The organism is Tepidibacter formicigenes DSM 15518, from assembly GCF_900142235.1.
GTDB classification, from domain to species: domain Bacteria; phylum Bacillota; class Clostridia; order Peptostreptococcales; family Peptostreptococcaceae; genus Tepidibacter; species Tepidibacter formicigenes.
The window spans coordinates 1-7,167 of record NZ_FRAE01000093.1 but is presented as its reverse complement, the minus strand read 5'-3'; the positions used below and the strand labels follow the sequence as shown (position 1 = coordinate 7,167).

At 29.5% G+C, this 7,167-nt stretch carries 8 protein-coding genes and 1 rRNA gene; all 9 read left to right on the top strand.

Features of this window, described 5'->3' with window-relative positions; genetic code table 11:
• The first annotated feature begins 180 nt into the window (after positions 1 to 180).
• Positions 181 to 1,011, top strand: a complete 831-nt coding sequence (locus BUA77_RS12275) for an energy-coupling factor transporter ATPase (RefSeq protein ID WP_072890693.1) — start codon at positions 181 to 183, stop codon at positions 1,009 to 1,011.
• Positions 1,002 to 1,862: an energy-coupling factor transporter ATPase gene (locus BUA77_RS12270; protein WP_072890690.1), complete on the top strand. Its 861-nt coding sequence runs from the start codon at positions 1,002 to 1,004 to the stop codon at positions 1,860 to 1,862. Before BUA77_RS12275 ends, BUA77_RS12270 begins: the two co-directional genes overlap by 10 nt.
• A complete protein-coding gene (locus BUA77_RS12265; protein WP_072890687.1) occupies positions 1,859 to 2,656 on the top strand; it encodes an energy-coupling factor transporter transmembrane component T family protein in 798 nt (265 codons plus the stop codon). The genes BUA77_RS12270 and BUA77_RS12265 overlap by 4 nt, the downstream gene beginning before the upstream one ends.
• An 8-nt stretch (positions 2,657 to 2,664) precedes the next feature.
• Positions 2,665 to 3,396 (top strand): tRNA pseudouridine(38-40) synthase TruA, encoded by a 732-nt coding sequence (truA, locus tag BUA77_RS12260; RefSeq protein WP_072890684.1) that lies wholly within the window; start codon positions 2,665 to 2,667, stop codon positions 3,394 to 3,396.
• A 122-nt stretch (positions 3,397 to 3,518) separates the two neighbouring features.
• The gene (rplM, locus tag BUA77_RS12255; RefSeq protein WP_072890682.1) at positions 3,519 to 3,947 is read left to right on the top strand and encodes a 50S ribosomal protein L13; all 429 of its coding nucleotides are present in this window, start codon (positions 3,519 to 3,521) and stop codon (positions 3,945 to 3,947) included.
• Positions 3,948 to 3,976: 29 nt separating this feature from the next.
• The gene (gene rpsI / locus BUA77_RS12250) at positions 3,977 to 4,369 is read left to right on the top strand and encodes a 30S ribosomal protein S9 (RefSeq protein ID WP_072890679.1); all 393 of its coding nucleotides are present in this window, start codon (positions 3,977 to 3,979) and stop codon (positions 4,367 to 4,369) included.
• Positions 4,370 to 4,432: 63 nt separating this feature from the next.
• A complete protein-coding gene (gene cwlD, locus BUA77_RS12245; RefSeq protein WP_242939124.1) occupies positions 4,433 to 5,143 on the top strand; it encodes an N-acetylmuramoyl-L-alanine amidase CwlD in 711 nt (236 codons plus the stop codon).
• 321 nt (positions 5,144 to 5,464) lie between these two features.
• Positions 5,465 to 6,688 (top strand): NupC/NupG family nucleoside CNT transporter, encoded by a 1,224-nt coding sequence (locus BUA77_RS12240; protein WP_072890676.1) that lies wholly within the window; start codon positions 5,465 to 5,467, stop codon positions 6,686 to 6,688.
• A gap of 213 nt (positions 6,689 to 6,901) precedes the next feature.
• A 16S ribosomal RNA gene (locus BUA77_RS12235) occupies positions 6,902 to 7,167 on the top strand; the annotation flags it as partial.

The window sequence follows — 7,167 nt, the reverse complement described above, 5'->3', positions numbered from 1 at the left end:
ATGAATTTTAAGCAACGGAATTCGTTAGAATTCGTTGGCGCCATGAAATTTCAAAAAAGTCTACATTTAAAATCTTTAGAATAAAGACTTTTTTATAAAAATACTTTTAATCCTTTTAAAAAACTCTCTATTTCTATATAATATAATTTAGATTGTATTTAACTAAAGAGAGGTATAATTATGAGTGATATAATAAAAATTGAAAATGTTTCTTTTGAGTATATTCAAGAGGGATTACAATCAAAAGCTTTGGATGATATCAATTTAAATATTAAAAAAGGTGAATTTGTAGTGGTTATAGGACATAATGGATCTGGCAAATCTACTTTATCTAAACATTTAAATGCTATACTTAAACCAACAAAAGGAAATATATTCATTAAAGAAATGAACACTAAAGATGATTCTAAACTTTGGAATATAAGACAAACTGCAGGTATGGTTTTTCAAAATCCAGATAATCAAATTGTTGCAACAGTAGTAGAAGAAGATGTTGCTTTTGGTCCAGAAAATTTAGGGATTGATCCTAGTGAAATAAAAAAAAGAGTAGAGAAGTCTTTAAAATCTGTAGGTATGTATGAACTTAAAAATAAGGCTCCTCATTTATTATCAGGGGGACAAAAGCAAAGAGTTGCAATAGCAGGTATTATTGCTATGAAACCAGATTGTATAGTATTTGATGAACCAACAGCTATGCTTGATCCTTCAGGGCGAAAAGAAGTAATAAATACTATAAAAAAACTAAATAAAAAAGATAATATTACTATAATTCATATAACTCATTTTATGGAAGAGGCAGTAGATGCTGATAGAATAATAGTAATGGAAAAAGGTAAAGTTGTAATGCAGGGAGCTCCAAGAGAAATATTTGTTAAGGTAGAAAAATTAAAAGAACTAGGATTAGATGTTCCATTTATGACAGAACTTGCATATGAACTAAGAAAAGAAGGTATAGATATAGACTCGGATATATTAACTGTAGATGAGATGGTGATGAACTTATGTCAATAATAATTAAAGATTTAGTTTATGTATATAATCCGGATTCACCTTTTGAAAGTAGAGCTTTAGATGGAGTTAGCTGTGAAATAAAAAAAGGAGAACTTGTTGGACTTATTGGACATACAGGCTCAGGAAAATCTACTCTTATTCAACATTTAAATGGACTCTTAAAGCCTACATCAGGAAAGATAATAATAAATGATGTAGATATAACTAATCATAATACAAGCTTAACAGATATTAGGAAAAAAGTTGGAGTAGTTTTTCAATATCCAGAATATCAATTATTTGAAGAAACCATATATAAGGATATTGCATTTGGACCAAATAATTTAGGTCTTAGTGAAGAAGAAATTAAAGATAGAGTAAAAGAATCAATGAATCTTGTAGGACTTGATTATGAAAAATTTAAAGACAGATCTCCTTTCGAACTATCAGGTGGTCAAAAAAGGAGAGTTGCAATAGCAGGTATAATAGCAATGAATCCAGATGTTTTAATATTAGATGAACCAACAGCTGGACTTGATCCAAATGGAAGAGATGAAATATTAAATCAGATAAAGTATCTTCATGAAAAATATAATATGACAATTATCATATCTTCTCATAGTATGGAAGACATGGCGAAATTAGCAGATAAAATAATTGTGATGTATAAAGGAAAAATTGAATTAATAGGGAATCCAAGACAAGTATTTAAAAATGGGGAAAGATTGAAGGAAATAGGATTAGATATTCCACAAGTTTTAGAACTTGCAAATAAACTTAGAAAAAAGGGATTTAATATAAGAGAAGACATAATAACTATAAAAGAAGCCAAAGAAGAAATATTAAATTATATAAGGAGTAAGAAGAAATGATAAAAGATATAACCATAGGCCAATATTATCCTACAAATTCAATAATACACAAATTAGATCCAAGAGTTAAATTGATAGGTACATTCATATTTATGGCTTCTTTATTTATAATAAATTCTTTTTATCCATATATCTTGGTTTTATTTTTTCTAGGTGCTTTGTTGAAATTATCAAAAATTCCTTTTAAATATATTTTGAAAGGCCTAAAGCCTATCATGTTTATACTTGTATTCACTTTTTTAATAAATGTATTTATGATACCTGGAAATAGTATATATGCTATAGGGCCTTTAAAAATATCTGATGAAGGATTAAAACAAGGCACATTTATGGTTTTAAGACTTGTTTTTTTAGTTGTAGGAACATCACTACTCACTTTAGCTACATCTCCTATAGAATTAACTGATGGAATAGAAAAACTTTTAAATCCTTTTAAAAAGATAGGGGTTCCAGCTCATGAGCTTGCAATGATGATGACTATAGCATTAAGATTTATTCCAACACTTCTTGATGAAACAGATAAAATAATGAAAGCCCAAATGGGAAGAGGAGCTGACTTTGAAAGTAAAAATATTATAAATAGAGCAAAAAACTTAGTTCCTTTATTAGTGCCTCTTTTTATAAGTGCATTTAGAAGAGCAGATGAACTTGCTATGGCAATGGAGGCAAGGTGTTATAGAGGGGGAGAAAACAGAACTAGAATGAAGCAAATAAAAATGAGCAAAAGAGATTATATGGCCTATACTATTGTATTTTTATATATTTTAATAATAACAATTACTAGATTTATATAGGTGATAATATGCGTAATATTATGATTATAATAGAATATGATGGAACTAATTATGGTGGATGGCAAAAACAAAAGAATACATTGTCTATACAACAGGTAATAGAAGAAGCTATCTATAAAATAACAAAAAAAGAAGTGAATCTTATTTCTTCAGGAAGAACAGATGCAGGAGTACATGCAATAGGACAAGTTGCAAATTTCATTACAACAAGTAAAATACCTATAGAAAAAATACCTGATGCTATAAATTCTAAACTCCCTAATGATATTAGTATAATAGGCTCTAAAGAAGTAGCAATGGATTTTCATGCAAGATATTCAGCTAGAAGGAAAAGATATAAATATATAATACTAAATAGCAAATATAAAAGACCTATAAATAGAAATTATTCATATCATGTAAAATATGACTTAGACATTGATAAAATGAAAAATGAAATAAAATATCTCATAGGAGAACATGACTTTAAAGCCTTTATGAGTAGTGGATCTTCAGTTCAAACTACTGTTAGAACGATATATGATGTAAGCATAGAAAAACAAGGAGATTTAATAATTTTAGAAATTGAAGGAAATGGTTTTTTATATAATATGGTAAGAATAATTGTAGGAACATTGATAGATATAGGCAGAGGAAAAATAAGTACCAGTCTAAAAGATATAATAAATTCTAAAGACCGAAATAGAGCAGGATATACTTCTCCAGCATGTGGATTGTTTTTGAAAAAAGTATATTATTAGCTTGACACACCTGGGTCAATGTATTAAAATATATTAGAATGTGTTTATAAGTCCACTAGCCCCGGACTATATATAAATTGGTTAGATGTATCTATACAAAAGGATAGTAAGGAGGGAAAGCAATGAAAACATATATTGGTAAGCCAAGTGAAGTTCAAAGAAAATGGTACTTAGTAGACGCTGAAGGCAAAACTTTAGGTCGTTTAGCTACTGAAATTGCAAGAATATTAAGAGGAAAACATAAGGCGACATTCACTCCTCATGTAGATGGTGGAGATTTCGTTGTTGTTGTTAATGCTGAGAAGGTTAAATTAACAGGAAAGAAATTAGATCAAAAAATGTACAGATATCATACTGGTTATGTAGGTGGATTAGTAGAAATACCTTACAGAAGACTTTTAGCTGAAAAACCAGAAGAAGCAATAAGAAGTGCTGTAAGTGGTATGCTTCCAAAAAATAAATTAAGAAGTAGAATGATGAAAAGATTAAGAGTATTCGCTGGTTCTGAGCACATCCATTCAGCTCAGAAGTTAGAAAACTTAGATATATAGTTATTTTTAGTTGAAAGGAGGAGTTAACTATGGCAAATGTTCAATATTATGGAACTGGAAGAAGAAAACATTCTATTGCAAGAGTTAGATTAGTTGCTGGAGAAGGAAATATAGTAGTAAATGGAAAAAGTTTAGATACTTACTTTGATTATGAAACATTAAAAAGAGAAGTTAGACAACCTTTAGTTCTTACTGAAACTGAAGGTAAGTATGATGTTATAGTAAAAGTTGAAGGTGGCGGATTTACAGGTCAAGCTGGAGCAATAAGACATGGTATATCAAGAGCTTTAATTAAAGCTGATGAAGAGTTAAGACCTGCTTTAAAGAAAGCTGGATTCTTAACTAGAGATCCAAGAATGAAAGAAAGAAAGAAATATGGATTAAAAGCTGCAAGAAGAGCTCCACAATTCTCAAAAAGATAGTTATCAAAAGACTTTGGAATATTCCAAAGTCTTTTTTCATATACATTTATAGGGTGATGATAGGTGATTATTTTTTTAAAAAAGAAGTATTTATACATGTTTGTTTTTTTTATAATTTTATTAGGTATAATAGTTTTAATCAATCATAATACATCTAAAACTACTATAAATATGCCTGTTACAAATAAGGTTATAATACTTGATGCTGGACATGGGGGAATAGATCCTGGAGCTTTAGGTAAAACTGCTTTAGAAAAAGATATAAACTTAAAGATAGCTTTAAAACTTAGATCGTTTTTAGAAGAAAGTGGAGCATTGGTACTTCTAACTAGAGAGAAAGATGAAAGCTTATATATAAAAGAAAATAATAAAACTATAAGACAAAAATATAATGAAAATTTAAGGAATAGGAAGAAAATTATAAAAGAATCTAAAGCAGATATATTTGTATCGATACATATGAACAGTTTTCCTAATGGAAAGTACTATGGAGCACAAACGCTATATCCTAAAAATGATGAAGAAGGTAAAAAATTAGCTATATTAATTCAAGAAGAATTAAAAAGAGTTTTAGATAAAAACAACAATAGACAGTCAAAAGGAAGAGATAATTTATATTTATTAAAAGGAAATGATATACCATCAGTATTAATAGAGTGTGGATTTCTATCAAATTTAAAAGAAGAAGACTTATTAAAAACAGAGGATTATCAAAATAAAATAGCATGGGCAATTTATATAGGTATACAAAAATATTTTAATTCTGTGGATTAATGTGGATATTGTTGATAAGTATGTGGATAAGGATTCAAAAAATTATTAATTTTAGAAAATAATGAAGATATGCATGAATTTGCATATTTTTTTTTATAGACGCATCTAACAAAACTTAAATTAAAATTAAATTAATTACCTAATATACGAACATTAAATTGAATAAAAAATTTATTATTCAATAAATTATAAAATTACATTAAATTCTAAATAATAATTAAATATTTTTTATAATTCAAATTGCATCTTACGACAAAATATGATAGTATATTTCTTGTCGGTATAAAAAAGATAGAAAATGTGCACGAGGGAGGAAAACGTATGGAAAGATTTATAAGTTTAATTGGAATATTTGTTCTTTTAGGTATTTGCTATTTAATATCTGAAAATAAGAAGAGAATAGATGCTAAATTAGTATCTATAGGAATATTTATTCAAGTTGTATTTGCATTTATAATTTTAAAAACTACTATAGGAAGAATGGTATTTGAAAAATTATCAGAATTTGTGACTATGCTTTTAGATTTCACTAAAGCAGGTTCTTCGTTCTTGTTTGGAGGATTAGTTAGTGATATAAATAGTTTCGGATTTATATTTGCTTTTCAAGTATTGCCTACTATAATATTTTTCTCATCACTTATGTCGGTATTATACCATTTAGGAATTATGCAGTTTGTAATTAAACATATTGCTGGATTTATGGCTAAATTTATGGGAACATCAGGAGCTGAGTCTTTATCAGCAGCTGCTAATATATTTGTAGGACAAACAGAAGCCCCTTTAGTTATAAAGCCATATATAGAAAAAATGACAAAATCAGAGTTAAATGCAGTAATGATAGGTGGAATGGCTACGGTTGCTGGTGGAGTTATGGCTGGATATGTAGGAATGGGAGTAGATGCAGGACACTTAATAGCAGCATCTGTAATGTCAGCACCTGCCGCATTAGTAGCAGCTAAAATTATAGTTCCAGAAACTGAGGAACCGGTTACAAAAGGAAATGTTCAATTTGAAGTAGAAAAAATAGATGCCAATATAATAGATGCTGCAGCGAGAGGAGCATCAGAAGGATTACAACTTGCACTTAATGTTGCAGGAATGCTTCTTGCATTTGTTGCTTTAATAGCAATGGTTAATGCAGGAATTGAAAGTATAGGGAATCTTGTAGGGATGCAAGGATTAAATCTAGAGACAATATTAGGATATATATGTGCTCCGCTTGCGTATATAATGGGTGTTCCAGCTCAAGATATGGTTGCAGCAGGTTCATTATTAGGAACAAAAACTGTTGTAAATGAATTTGTTGCTTATGCACAACTAGCTGAACATATTAAAAATGGGACGCTTCAACCTAGAACAATAACAATATTAACTTACGCATTATGTGGGTTTGCTAACTTTTCTTCTATAGCAATCCAATTAGGAGGAATAGGAGGATTAGCTCCAAATAGAAGAGGAGAGCTTGCACAATTAGGTATAAAAGCCTTAATAGGTGGAACTGTGGCAGCTTTCTTAACAGCTTCTATAGCTGGTATGTTAATATAATATATACTTAAAAGTCGGTTTAAACCGGCTTTTTGTTTTTTTATAAATAAATTTTAAAAAAAAACAAAAAAAGTGTTGACGAAATAAAATAAAGGTGATATATTATTATTTGTCCTCGACAAGAGGAAAAAACAAATTGAACTTTGAAAATTAAACAGTAGGTCATAATGAATCACACCATGTGATTCTGGATATAAAACATGAAGCCAAGTTTATTTTGAGAGTTTGATCCTGGCTCAGGATGAACGCTGGCGGCGTGCCTAACACATGCAAGTCGAGCGAGGAGATAAGAGTTTGCTCTTTGATTTTAGCGGCGGACGGGTGAGTAACGCGTGGGTAACCTGCCCTATACACATGGATAACATACCGAAAGGTATGCTAATACAAGATAATACTAAGATAAGGCATCTTATTTTAGTCAAAGCGTTAGCGGTATAGGATGGACCCGCGTCCCATTAGCTAGTTGGTGAGGTAACGGC